This window comes from Pseudomonas sp. DCB_AW, from assembly GCF_026240895.1.
GTDB classification, from domain to species: Bacteria; Pseudomonadota; Gammaproteobacteria; order Pseudomonadales; family Pseudomonadaceae; genus Aquipseudomonas; species Aquipseudomonas kermanshahensis.
Genome location: NZ_JAPFCE010000002.1, coordinates 46,669 through 59,504, shown reverse-complemented (window position 1 = coordinate 59,504; position 12,836 = coordinate 46,669). Strand labels below are relative to the sequence as shown.

The window sequence follows — 12,836 nt, the reverse complement described above, 5'->3', positions numbered from 1 at the left end:
GTCAGGTGCTCAACTGCGCTCGACAAGCGCTCAATGCCTCATCGCGCTCTAGCAGCTCATCCTCCAGACGCTGCACTTGGCGCACCTGTTCGGCATACAGCTCGCGCCTGTCTTCCAGGTTTTGCGTTTGCACATCCAGCTGCCGCCGCATTTCCTCGGTCGCCCCTTGGGCTTGAGCCAAAATCGTTCGCAGGCCCTGAATCTGCGCGTCCCGCTGTTCAAGCAATTCGTCCCGTGCCTTGCGTTCGCTGGTGGCTTGGCGATGCTCGCCGAGCAAGCGCTCGTTATCACGGTGCAGGCGGGTCAGTTCGTCCTGCTTGACCATCATGCCCTGCTGCAGTTGCCTTACTTCTACTTGCAGCTGTTGCAGTTGCGCCTCGTGGCGGCGCTGGTCCTGCTCGCGCTGTTCGCGGCTGGCGCTGCGGTAGTGTTCCAGGGCATCGCGGGCGTGGCGGTGTTTGTCTTCGAGTGACCTCACCTGCTCTTCCTTGTCGTTCAGGCGCAATTGCAGCTCGCCCAATGACTGGTTGAGGCTGGCACTGCGCAGTTGCTCAGCCTGCAAGGTGCTTTGCGTGGACAGCAGTTTCTCCGATTCGGCAACCAGTGCCGCGTCCTGGATCTTTTGCTGTTGATGCGCCGCAGCCAGCGCTTCTTGGGTTAGCTGCAATTGTGCTTCGAGCTGTTCGCGTTGCTGGGTGAAAACGCTTTCGGCCTCTTCGATGCGTATATCCGCCTCTTCCTGTAGCTGTGTTGCCAACTGCCCGACAAACCGCCCAAGCGTATCGCTCAACCCAGGGGCGCCCGCCGTGGCCACGGTTTGCTGGCCATTGAGCTCCTTCAGGTAGCGATGAATCGTGCTTTTCGAGCCGGTGTTGCCCAGCTCGATACGTACCGCATCGATGCTGGGGTTCTCCCCGCGGGCGATCAGCGCCTGACGCGCTTGCTGCACTACCACCTTGTTGATACCGCCCCGGGCCATGCGTGCTCCTACGATTTTGTACTGGAATACGTAATATGTAATTACGTAATAATTTTGACCGGTCAGCACCTCTAATTCAAGTGCTATCTAACATGAAATAATCACGGCTTATCGCATGTGAAGGGCTGAATAAGCGGTTTTTGACTGGGAAACGCGTACACGAAGCGCAGAAAGCAAAACGCCCCGCCTGGCAAAAGCCAGCGGGGCGTTGCATTTGAAGCGTGCAGCGGTGTCAGGCCAGGCGTTCGACCTGCGCCGGCGTGCGCCGCATCAGCACCTTGCCGTTGCGCACCGACACCAGCGCATGCCCCTGGCTGCGCACCATCTCGTAGTCATCCGGCGCCGACAGCAGCAGCAGGTTCGCCGGCCGCCCCACCTCGATGCCATAACGCTCCCCCAGGTTGAGCGTGCGGGCGCTGTTGTCGGTGATCAGGTCCAGGCAGCGTTGCAAGTCTTCATAGCCGAGCATGTGGCAGATGTGCAGCCCGGCCTCAAGAATGCGCAAGATGTTGCCATTGCCCAACGGGTACCACGGGTCGACGATCGAGTCCTGGCCAAAGCACACGTTCATACCTGCCCGGTCGATCTCCGCCACGCGGGTCACGCCGCGGCGCTTGGGGTAGCTGTCGAAGCGCCCTTGCAGGTGAATGCTCTCGGTCGGGCACGAGACGAAGTTGATGCCCGACAACTTGAGCAAACGGAACAGCTTGTAGCAGTAGGCGTTATCGTAGGAGCCCATGGCCACGGTGTGGCTGGCCGTGACCCGGGCGCCCATGTCGCGCACCCGCGCTTCTTCGGCCAGCACTTCGAGAAAGCGCGACTGCGGGTCGTCGGTTTCGTCGCAGTGCACGTCCACCAGGCAGCCGGTTCGCTCGGCCAGGTCCATCAGGAACTTGACCGACGACACGCCCTGGTCGCGGGTGTTTTCGAAATGCGGAATGCCGCCGACCACGTCGGCGCCGATGGCCACGGCTTCGGTCATCAGCGCCCGGCCGTTGGCGTACGACTCGATGCCCTCCTGCGGGAAGGCGACGATCTGCAGGTCGACCAAATGGCGCACCTCCTCACGCACTTCGACCATGGCCTTGAGGGCAGTGAGCTTGGGGTCGGTGACGTCGACATGGGTGCGCACATGCTGGATGCCGTGGTCCACCAGCATATTGATGGTCTTCTTGGCGCGGCCCTTGATGTCTTCGTGGGTGGTGATTTCCTTGCGCTCGGCCCAGCGTTCGATGCCTTCGAACAACGTGCCGCTCATGTTCCACTTCGGCTCGCCGGCCGTCAGGGTGGCATCCAGGTGAATGTGCGGCTCGACAAAGGGAGCAACCACCAGGTTCTGTTTGGCATCCAGGTCATCAGCGCCGCCTGGTGCCACCGGGTCGGCCTGTGGCGTGATGCTGGCGATGCGGTCACCGTTCAGTTCGATGCGAAACAGGCCAGCCTTGCCTCGCAGTTTTGCGTTGATGATGTTCATGGCGTTACTCCTTGCCTTGGGCTTCGGTCATGCGCCACACCAGCATGGCGACCGAAGCATTCATACGGAAAAGCGGGTCGTCCAGCGACTGCCCACTCAGGTGTTCGATGCGTTGAATGCGTTGATTGATGGTATTGCGGTGCAGCCCCAGGCGTTGCGCGGCTTTCAGGCCGTTGCCGTTTTCCTTGAGCAGGGCATCGAGGGTATGCACCAGTGTATTCGGGTGCTTGCGGCCGGGCGCGATCAGCGGCCCTAGTGTCTGGGCGACGAAGTCGTCGATCAATGACCGATCGACGATCCCTTGCAACAGGCGCAGCACGCCCAGCTCGCTGAAATCGCAATAGCCATTGGCGGGACGCAGGTTTTGCGCCACTTCCAGGGCCTGGCGGGCCTCGTTGAGCGCGCGGCGGTAGTGCGCGCAATCTTCCGCGAGGCTCGACAGCCCCATATAGAGGCCCAGCTCCCCTGCCACGCCCGCCAATTGCCGGTGCAGCGCGGCCAGCGTAGCAGGCAAGCCCGGTGCATCGGGCAGCAACAGTACGAACAGGTCGCCCGGCAAGTGGGCCGTCACGCTGCCCGGCCGGCTGCGGCACCAGGCCTCGAGCTGGTCTTCAAGGGCTTGGCGAATGCCTTGCCACAAGCGCTCGCCTTGGGCCAGCCCGTGGCGCTCGAATACGCCATCGACGCCCGACAAACGCAGCGCCAGCAGGCGTCGCGGCTCGTCCAGCGCCAGGGCCAGGTGCGTTGCCCGTTGCCGGGCGATGGCCAGGCTTGGGTAGTCGCCGGTCAACAGTTGCCCGAGGATGTCGTTGCGCGAGCGGCGCACCTGGGTCATCTGCACCAGGGCCGTGCCGATCAGGTGGGTGACCACGACCATTTTCAGCGCATAGGGCTGCTCGATCAACGGCAAGCCCAGTTGCTCGGCGCGGGCAACCACCGCTGGCGGGATAGCCTGGATGAAAGTGCCGCCAGTGAGGATCACCAAGCCGGCAATACCCACGGCCTCGCCGTCTTCCACCAGGCTCAGCAGGTTGGCCTCGCCACGCGGGTGGTTGATGCCGGTGACGAACACCAGTTCGCCGCCCATCACCCACTCGGCGATGCCCTCGTTCTCTGCGACGTAAGGCCAGCGTACCCGACGCTGCAGGTTGCGTGCGCCTGCGCGCACGGTCATCTCCTGCAAGCCAGGCAGGTGCAGAATGTCTTCCAGTGCCAGGCTCACGGTTCGACACCGGCCTCGCCCACCACCCGGCGTCGGCCGCTCAGTTCAAGCAAGAGGATGTAGCACAGCGCCGAGGCAGCAATACCTACCAACGGCGCAACCCACGGCGAGGCATACGCCAGTACCGCGCCGACGGCATAAGCACAAAGCCCCCTCAGGTTGTAACGTGGCAGGGTGGCTGTGGCCAATGCGGGATACTGGCCACGGTGGCGATACCAGAAATCGGCCATGATCACCCCACCTACTGGCGGGATGACCGAACCCAACAGCACCAGAAACGGAATCAGCAATTCGTACATGCCGCCAATCGCCAGCACAATGCCCACCCCTGCCGCCACCAGCGTCGCGGTTCGCCGCCGCTCACTGCGCAGCAGGTGGCAGGCAGCTGCCGACACGTTGTAGATGGTCGGGCCCTGGATGGTCCAAAGGTTCAGGCAGAGCATCACCACCGCCGCGAACGACAGGCCCTGCAGCATCATCACCTCGACGATGTCGGCCTGCTGATACACCATCGCGCACCAGGCACCGGCAACCACCATCAGGCCGTTGCCCAGCAGAAACGCAACGATGCTGGCAACCACCGCCACCCGCCCGCTGCGTGCCAGGCGTGTCCAGTTGGTGGCCTGGGTGGCGCCACTGGCGAAGGTGCCGAAGACCATGGTCACGGCCGCCGAAAAGGTCATGGTCTCGTGTGGCACCACCGCGGCAAGGCCAGCAAAGCCACCGGCATCGTGAGTGGCGATGTACATCGACACCAGCAACAGCACGAACATCAAGGGCACTGATACCCGCGACAACAGGTCCAGCCCTTTGAAGCCGATAATGGCCGTAATACTGAAGCCCAGGCCGAACAGCACCATCAGCGGCACAGTGAAGCCGCCCGCCAGGCCCAACAATTTGACCAGCACGATCGCTACGGTCGCGGTGCCCCAGGCGTACCAGCCCAGTTCAGCGAACCCCAGCAAGAAGTCGGAAAGTCGGCTGCCCGCTTCACCGAAACAGAAGCGGCCCATCAACACGGTATTCAGCCCACTGCGTGACGCGATGAACGCCAGGGTTGCGGCGTATAACGCCAACAGCGTGTTGCCGACCGTGGCAACCCACAGCATGTCGACGAAGTTGAAGGCCATGCCCAATTTGCCACCGGCGAACATCGTGCCAGTGAAGAACGTGAAGCTGAACAGCACCATCGCTATCGGTAGCAGGCCCTTGCGGGAGGACTGCGGGGCTTCGCAAAGCGGGAATTCGGTAGGTGAGCTCATTGCACGGGGCTCCGGGTGGTAGACGGGAGCAGGAAGAGCAATATGCGGGCCGGTTTTACAAGGGATGGAAACCGAAGCGCAACGGGCGAACAGCACAGACAATGCTGTGCACTCTGCACATTTAAGCATCGAATAAGGCGAGATGATGTGTGCCAGCTGCCTTGATTTGAGGCATTTACGCACCAAAGGTGAACAGCGCTGAGTAGTTTTCACCCATGCTTCAGCCAGGGCTTTTGCCCGCAAGGCCCCAGCGTCACGGGCAAGCACACGCCTTAAATGCATTATTCAAATATCATCGCTAATTTTTATTCGTAAAAATAATAATAAAAATAGATCAAAACAGTATTTCTTCCCGCCCCTACCCCTTGCTACAGTCCCCTCAGACCCGACCCCTCGCATGGTGGAGGCCCCGATTCATCCACCTGCGAGCCCCGCCCTTGAAATGGCGGAAATGGCAGAACGGATGATCGGCAAACGATCATTTCCTCCGTGAGGTACTGCCATGAGCCAACCTGCTGCGCGCCACAGTGTCGCCCGCCTGCCCAACCGTGATAATCGCCTGCAAATCACCGTTCCACCCGCTTTCAGCGACCCGTTCGCCGAGCGCCTGCACCGCAAGCAGCGCCTTGCAGCGTCCTATCGGCTGTTCGCCGAACTGGGCTTTGAAGTAGGCTTGGCCGGCCATTTCACGGCACGCGACCCGATCGAGACCGACCACTACTGGATCAACCCCTTGGGTGTGCCGTTCTCGCACATCCGCACCCGTGACCTGTTGCGGGTAAACGGCGAAGGCCAGGTGGTCGAAGGTGACGGCCTGCTTAATACCAGCGCCCTTGAGCTGCATTACGCGTTGCAACTCGCCCGGCCTGACGTGGTGGGTATTGCGCATCTGCATGGCTTCCATGGGCGGGTCTGGTCAGCGCTGGGGCGTTTGTTCCAGCCAATCACTGCAGAGTCGTCTGCCTTCGCCGGTGAGCAGGTGCTGTTCGACCGCCACGCCCTGCGCACGCCCGAAGGCGGCCTGCTGCACCGCGACCAAGTGGCAAAAGCGTTCGTCGAAACCTTCGCCGACAACAACCTGCTGGTCTGGCAGAACCACGGCCTGTGGACCACGGGCCAGACTGTGGAAAGCGCCGCCTGGCGCTTCATCCTCGCCGACGACAGCGCCCGCGCCCACCTGCTGGCTTACGCTGCCGGCCAACCGCGTATCCCGGACCTGGACGAAGCCCAAGTCGACCCTGCCCAGCGCGAGCTGTTCGGTTGGCTAAACTTCCTGCCGCTGTGGGACCGCATCGTCCAGCAACAACCCGACCTGTTGGACTGAGGCGCACCCCATGGCAATCAGCATCAGCCGCCGCACCTTCCTACGCCACAGCGCCATTGCCGGGCTGGCCGTAGGCTTGGCCCCCGCCCTGGCACGCGCCAATGAAGCCTTGCGGGTTTGGCGCTACAAGGGCCAGGCCGCGAGTTTTCTCGCCGACGCGGGCCAAGCGCAAACACCCTACCCGCTGCACTGGGTAGACGTGCCCGGGGGCGCCATGGTGCTGGAAGCCTTTGCCAGCAACAGCCTCGACTACGCCTTCATGAGCCCGGTGTTGCCGCTGTTCGCCAGCGTGGCCGGTAACCCGCTGGTGTTGATCGCCAGCTACCAGGGCGAGCAGAACCGCAGCAGTGTGATCGTCAAACGTGGCAGCGGCATCGCCTCCATCGCTGACCTCAAGGGCAAGCGCGTGAGCTTCGTCCGCGCCACCGACACCCACTACCTGATACTCAACCTGCTGCGCGACAACGGCCTGACCCTTGCCGATATCCAGGCCAGGCCCATGCCTGCCCGGGATGCGCTGGTGGCATTTCAAAACGGCCACCTGGACGCCATCGTCGCCGGCGGTATCGGTGCCCTGCAAGCGCAGACGGCCATGGATGGCGTGGCGCTGGCCGACGCCAGCCCCTATCACTGCGGCAACTACCTGATTGCAACCACCTCCCAGGCGTTGCAGCAGCCGGGCAAACAGGCCGCCATTCGCGACTTTTTGCAGCGCGAAAAAGCCACTTGGGACTGGGTCGAGCACAACCCCCATGAATGGGCTGCACGTAACCAAGCCCTTACCGGGATTTCCAGCGACCTCTATTTGCAACAGTTCGCGCAACGTCAGCAGCCCTGTCGGCTATTGCCCGTCAGCGAGGCAGACATCGTTGCCCAGCAATACATCGCCGACCTGTTCCACGACAGTGGGCTGATCCGCCAGGCACTGGATGTGCGGGGCTTCTGGGACGACCGCTTTACCCCCTTGCTCAGCGGCTAGAGACCCGCCGCGGCACACCGTACCGGCGCGCGCCGGACGATTCACAGGCACCTCAGCCACGGGAGCAACGGACCTCCTGCGGGCCAGGCTGCGCCTGCACTGCGTGAAACACCTTATGAGAGCCCGTTCGATCGCACATCCAGGGCCTGATCTGCCAATCGAACCCAAGGAACAGTCATGAAGTCTGTGTTTACCCCTTTAACGCTGGCACCCGCCGTACTCGCTGGCTACCTGCTCACCCCCCTGGCCATGGCAGCGGAGGATGATGCCGCCCTCGACACGGTGATCGTCACCGGCTCGCGGGGCAGCGAAGTGCGTACCGTCACCAGCAGCCCGGCACCGATCGACGTCATCGACAGCAAGCAACTGGAGCAAACCGGCGAGTCCAGCCTGCGCGGTGCCCTGCAGAAAACCCTGCCATCGTTTTCCCAGCGCCCTTCCGGCTCGTCCAATGACAGCATCGCCCGGCCCTATAGCTTGCGCGGGCTTAACGGCTCCAACGTACTGGTGCTGGTCAACGGCAAGCGCCGCCACAACAGCGCAGTGATCAACCTCGACTCCACCGCCGCCTACGGGACCAACCCGGTGGACCTGGACATGATCCCCATCAGTGCCATCGACCACGTCGAAGTACTGCGCGACGGCGCCTCGGCGCAGTACGGCTCCGACGCCATCGCCGGGGTGATCAACATCATCCTCAAGCAGCGCGACAACGGCGGATCGGCCAGCACCCAGTACGGCCAATACTATGAGGACGGCGACGGCGGTAACCTGCGCCAAACCCTCAACCAGGGCCTGGCCCTGGGCGACAACGGCGGCTTCTTCAACTATGCGTTGGACGCCAAGTCGGTCCAGACCGCCACCCGCTCACGCGCCGCCACCGGCAACCTGTATTTCGCCGGCGACCCCCGCAACGACACCGCCGACCGCGAAGTGCAAAAAAACGGCCTGCCCAAGATCAAGGCCATCAACCTGTCGTATAACGCCGAACTGCCGGTGAGCGACGCACTGACCCTGTATTCCTTCTCGACCTTCAGCAAGCGTGATGCCCGCGGCGGGCAAAACTACCGCCGGCCCAATTCCACCAACATCATCCCTGAGATCTACCCGGACGGCACTGCCCCCTTCTACACCCTGGAAGAAACCGACTACCAGGCAGCCGCCGGTGGCAAGGGTGAATTCGCCGAATGGCACTGGGACCTGAGCTCCACCTTCGGCCGCGACAAAGGCCAAGCCGGTGCCGACGAAACCCTCAACGCCTCGCTCGGCCCGACCAGCCCGACCCGCTTCGACACCTATACCAATACCTTCGACCAGTGGACCAACAACCTCGACCTGACCCGCGCCTTCGAGGTTGGCCTGGCTAAGCCCTTGCAGGTTTCCTGGGGCCTGGAACACCGCCACGAACGGTACAAGACCGAGTCCGACGACCCGCTCTCGTACATCAACGGCGGCTACTTCTACCCCAGCGGCCCCTTGGCAGGCCAACCGGCAGCGGTGGGCGCCCAAGGCGCCATTACCCTGACCCCGGAGGATGAAGGCCAACTCAGCCGCAACAGCTACGCCAGCTACCTCGACCTGGGCCTGAACCCGACGGAAAAACTCTGGCTCGGCGTGGCCGCGCGCTTCGAAAAATACGATGACAGCAGCGGCAATACCCGCAGCGGCAAGTTTTCCGCACGTTACGACTTCACGCCAACCTTTGCCCTGCGCGGCACCCTCAGCAATGGCTTTCGCGCCCCGTCGCTGTCGCAGTCGGTCTACGCCCAGACCGCCAACCAGTACACCACCGTCGACGGTGTGGCGCAGTTCGTCGAAGCCAAGACCGTGCGGGTGGATTCGCCGTTGGCCAAAGCCCTGGGCGCCGAAGACCTCAGCCCGGAAAAGTCACGCAACATCAGCCTCGGCCTGACCTGGCAACCCTTGCCGCAGGCCAGCGTGACCCTGGATGCCTACCAGATCGAAATCCGCGACCGCATTGCCTTGACGGGCTTCCTTTATGGCAATGGCGTCGACCAGCAACTGGTTGCCAACGGCTACAAGCCAGGCTACCGCGTCAAGTACTTCACCAACGCGGCCGACACCACCACCCGTGGCGTCGACCTGGTGGCCGACTACCGCGTCGACTATGGGCGCTTTGGCCGGGTCAAGTACGGCCTGGGGGTCAACTACAACAAAACCATCATCGACGACATCAAGCAGACACCGGCATCGCTGCGCGCCGCAGGCAACAGCCTCGAACTGTTCGACCGCGTCGCCCAGGGTTACCTGACCGTGGCCAACCCCAAGACCAAGCTGATCCTCAGCGCCAACTGGCAGATCGAGCGCTTCACCATCAACGCCGGCCTGACCCGCTACGACAAAGTCATCGCCCGCGACGCCAACCCCGATTATGACGTGACCTACGGCGCCAAGTGGCTGACCGACCTGGAAGTCGCCTACGCGCTGACCGACCACTTCGATGTCGCCGTGGGTGCCAACAACCTGTTCGACGTACGTGCCGACAACAATGGCTACCCCGCCGGCGATACCAATGGCTTCCCCAAGTTCGGTGCCATTTCGCCGTTCGACCCTTACGGTGGCTTCTGGTACACGCGCATCGCCTACAACTTCTGACCCCCCCACACAGCGCCCGCCGTGTGTGGCGGGCGCCAGGAGAAGCACCATGAGCCACGGCCCGTTCATACTCGGCGCGTTCATCCCCGGCACCCTCAGCGGCAGCGCCTGGCGCCTGCCGGAGGCACCGCGCGATACCTTCAAGAGCCTGGAGCATTACCAATACATTGCCCGCAAGCTGGAAGCCGGGCGGTTTCACGCGCTTTTTTTCAACGACACCCTCGACGTCAAACTCGACCTGGCCCTGCAGCGTGGCCCCAACAGCGTGCGTTGGGACCCTTTGATCCTTGCCCCGGCGCTGGCCGCCAGCACCCGCCATATCGGCCTGATCGCCACGGCCAGCAGTACTTATAACGAGCCCTACAACATCGCCCGCAAATACGCTGCACTGGACCACCTGAGCGGAGGCCGGGCCGGCTGGAACCTGGTGACGTCGCTGGGCGGCGGCGAAAACTTCAACCGCCAGGAGCACGTCGAACACGATGACCGCTACGCCCGTGCCGAAGAGTTCTACGACGTGGTCAGTGGCCTATGGGACAGCTGGGCCGACGATGCCTTTGTCCAGGACAAGGCCAGTGGCACCTGGCTGGACATCGACAAACTGCATGTGCTCGAACATCAAGGCGAACACTTCCAGGTGCGCGGGCCGCTCAACGTGGCGCGATCGCCGCAAGGTCACCCGGTGGTCGCCCAGGCCGGCGCTTCTGTGGCTGGCAAGCGGCTGGCGGCACGGGTTGGCGAATTGATCTTCACCGCCCAGCACACCATCGCCCAAGGCCAGGCGTTCTACCAGGAGACCAAGCAGGCCGCCGCCGGTTTCGGGCGCCGTGCCGATGCACTGAAAGTGTTGCCCGGCGTCTCGCCGGTAGTGGGCAAGACACTGGCTGAAGCCCAGGCCAAGTACGACCGCCAGCAAGAGCTCTTGGAACCCAAGGCCTTCCTCAGTTCCATCTCGCGCTTCGTCAGCCTCGGCTACGACCTCTCGGAGTTGCCCTTCGACGAAGCAGTGCCCCTGCCCCCAGAGACCTTCACCACCAACACCCACCAGAGCCGGCAAAAGCTGGTGTTCGACCTGATCCGCCGCGAGCGGCCAACCGTGCGTCAATTGTTCAACCAACTCACCTCCGGCGGCCATCGCATCCTGATCGGCACCCCGCAGAGCATCGCCGATGACCTGCAGGCCTGGTACGAAGCCGGCGCCGCCGATGGCTTCAACATCATGTTCAGCGGCCTGCACTCAGCCATCGATGACTTCGTAGATGGCGTGGTCCCAGAGCTGCAACGCCGCGGCCTGTTCCAGCGCGAATACGCCGGCACCACCCTGCGGCAAAACCTAGGCCTGCCTTACCGCGCCAACCGCTTCTTTTAAGGAGAGCCCATGTTCCGACCCCTGGCGACACTGAGCCTGGCCATCGCCCTGAGCCTGGCCGGCTGCGATGGTAAAAGCGCGCAGCAGGCCAACCTGGGCGCCCCGGCGCAGCCGCAGCATGGCGGCGTGCTGCGGGTGGCGTTCGACGGCGACCCCAACTGCATCGACCCGCAACAGGCGGGCAACAATACCGCCCTCAACGTTGGCCGGCAATTGGTGGACTCGCTGACCGACCAAGACCCGCAGACCGCCGAGATCGTGCCCTGGCTGGCCGAGCGCTGGGAAGTCAGCGACGACTCGCGCCAGTTCACCTTTCACCTGCGTGAAGGGGTGACCTTCAGCGACGGCAGCGTGCTGGACGCCGCAGCGGTCAAGGCCAACTTCGAGGCCATCGTCGCCCTCGGTGCCCAGGCACAACTGGCCAGTACTTACCTGGCTGGCCTTGAAACCGTCGAAGTCATTGGGCCGCTGAGCGTGCGCATCCGCTTCAAACAGGCCAACGCGCAGTTCCTTCAGGCGACCTCGACCATGAGCCTGGGGCTGCTGGCACCCAGTACCCTGGCACGTAGCGCCGAACAACGCTGCCAGGGCGCCTTGGTGGGCTCCGGGCCATTCAACGTAAAAAGCTTCGAGCACAACCGCCTGGTGCGCATCGAAGCCCGCGCCGATTACGCCTGGCCGTCTTCGCTGGCCGAACACAAGGGCCGTGCCTGGCTGGAGGCTATCGAGTTTCACATCCTGCCCGAGTCCGGTGTGCGCCTGGGCAGCCTGCTGTCCGGGCAAATCGACGTGAACACCAGCGTGCCGGTACAGGACGAAGCGGTGCTGCAGGCCCAGGGCATTGCGTCCATCGCGCGGTCAAACCCAGGCATCGTCTTCAACCTGACGCCCAACGAGTCCCGCCCGCCGCTGGACGATGCCAAGGTGCGTCAGGCACTGAACAAGGCGATCGACCGCAGCCAGTTCAAGGGCGTGATCTCCCGCTACCAGAAACCAGCAAGTTCCGTGCTCGCCAGTAGCACGCCCTACTACCAGGACCTAAGCGCGGTGCTTGCCTACGACCCACAAGGTGCCGGCCAATTGCTGGACAGGGCCGGCTGGCACAAGGGCGCCGACGGTTGGCGGCAGCGTGATGGCAAGCGCTTGAGCTTTGCTCTCGATTACTGGCAGGCCAGCACACCGGTGCTGGAACTGGTACAGCAGCAACTGCGCCAGGCCGGCATCGAGCTGCGCCTGAACAAGTCCACCATCGGCCAAGTCAGCCTGCTGCAGACATCGCTCAACTACGAACTGTGGTTCTTCAACCTGACCCGCGCCGACCCGGACGTACTGCGCACGGTGTTTCTCGCCAGCGGGCGCAACGTCAACGTGCGAGGCCCGCTGGCACTGGACCAGACCCTGATCGATTCGGCCGCCAGCCTCGATGTGCAAACGCGCGGAGCGTTGATCCACCAGGCCAGCCGCGAGCTACTCGAGCAGGGCCACGTGATCCCGCTGGTCGAGGCCGCTACGGTCACGGCGTTCCGCGATGCGGTGCGCGGCCTGCATTACGAGGCCTCGACCCGCTTGCAGTTCTACAACACCTGGCTGGCACAACCGGGGAGTCACTGA

At 63.2% G+C, this 12,836-nt stretch carries 9 protein-coding genes; 5 read left to right on the top strand and 4 right to left on the bottom strand.

Going from position 1 to position 12,836, the window contains the following annotated elements:
* Position 1: 1 nt before the first annotated feature.
* The 4 genes from OO306_RS02145 to codB form a co-directional block, all read right to left on the bottom strand.
* Entirely contained in the window at positions 2-979 is a 978-nt protein-coding gene (locus OO306_RS02145) for a DNA-binding protein (protein ID WP_265967532.1), read from the bottom strand.
* Between the two features lie 232 nt (positions 980-1,211).
* On the bottom strand, positions 1,212-2,453 hold the full coding sequence (gene codA / locus OO306_RS02140; RefSeq protein ID WP_027593188.1) for a cytosine deaminase: 1,242 nt from the start codon (positions 2,451-2,453) through the stop codon (positions 1,212-1,214).
* Between the two features lie 4 nt (positions 2,454-2,457).
* Positions 2,458-3,675: a PucR family transcriptional regulator gene (locus OO306_RS02135; RefSeq protein WP_099429379.1), complete on the bottom strand. Its 1,218-nt coding sequence runs from the start codon at positions 3,673-3,675 to the stop codon at positions 2,458-2,460.
* Entirely contained in the window at positions 3,672-4,937 is a 1,266-nt protein-coding gene (gene codB, locus OO306_RS02130) for a cytosine permease (RefSeq protein ID WP_085272819.1), read from the bottom strand. Before codB ends, OO306_RS02135 begins: the two co-directional genes overlap by 4 nt.
* Positions 4,938-5,439: 502 nt before the next feature.
* On the opposite strand from codB, the gene OO306_RS02125 reads away from it, so the two are divergent.
* The 5 genes from OO306_RS02125 (at position 5,440) to OO306_RS02105 (ending at position 12,836) form a co-directional block, all read left to right on the top strand.
* A complete protein-coding gene (locus OO306_RS02125) occupies positions 5,440-6,261 on the top strand; it encodes a class II aldolase/adducin family protein (RefSeq protein ID WP_265967531.1) in 822 nt (273 codons plus the stop codon).
* 10 nt (positions 6,262-6,271) lie between these two features.
* Positions 6,272-7,240 (top strand): ABC transporter substrate-binding protein, encoded by a 969-nt coding sequence (locus tag OO306_RS02120; protein WP_265967530.1) that lies wholly within the window; start codon positions 6,272-6,274, stop codon positions 7,238-7,240.
* Positions 7,241-7,417: 177 nt separating this feature from the next.
* Positions 7,418-9,856 carry a TonB-dependent siderophore receptor gene (locus OO306_RS02115; RefSeq protein WP_265967529.1) on the top strand — a complete coding sequence of 813 codons (2,439 nt, stop codon included), beginning with the start codon at positions 7,418-7,420 and terminating at the stop codon, positions 9,854-9,856.
* 49 nt (positions 9,857-9,905) lie between these two features.
* Positions 9,906-11,225, top strand: a complete 1,320-nt coding sequence (locus OO306_RS02110; RefSeq protein ID WP_265967528.1) for an LLM class flavin-dependent oxidoreductase — start codon at positions 9,906-9,908, stop codon at positions 11,223-11,225.
* Positions 11,226-11,234: 9 nt separating this feature from the next.
* Positions 11,235-12,836, top strand: coding sequence for an ABC transporter substrate-binding protein (locus tag OO306_RS02105; protein WP_265967527.1), 1,602 nt, complete (start codon positions 11,235-11,237; stop codon positions 12,834-12,836).